The organism is Edaphobacter sp. HDX4 (genome assembly GCF_036877565.1).
In the GTDB taxonomy this organism is placed as follows: domain Bacteria; phylum Acidobacteriota; class Terriglobia; order Terriglobales; family Acidobacteriaceae; genus Edaphobacter.
Genome location: NZ_JAEDXW010000089.1, coordinates 1 through 254, shown reverse-complemented (window position 1 = coordinate 254; position 254 = coordinate 1). Strand labels below are relative to the sequence as shown.

Below are 254 nucleotides of genomic sequence, written 5' to 3'. Positions count from 1 at the left end.
GCGCGCTCAATGAACCGGTCACGCTGACGACCGACCCCACAATCCTGTATCCGCCAAAGCACGATCTGCGGCTCTTCCCGGGTGACCTGATTGTTGTTCATCTCTATCCGGCCAGCGATTATGGGCCATGGTGAGAGTGAGCCTTGATGGCTCCATCCAGCTTCCGCTTATTGGAACCCTGCACGTACAGGGATTGACCATCGCGGAGGCCCAAAAGCTGATTGCAGATACCCTGATCGCGGCAGGCATGTACC

The 254-nt window shown here is 57.5% G+C and carries 1 protein-coding gene; it reads left to right on the top strand.

Translation table 11 applies throughout. From position 1 onward, the window contains the following. Nucleotides 1–127: 127 nt before the first annotated feature. The coding region (locus JAO29_RS23720; RefSeq protein WP_442886482.1) for a polysaccharide biosynthesis/export family protein at nucleotides 128–254 on the top strand (127 nt) is incomplete at its 3' end.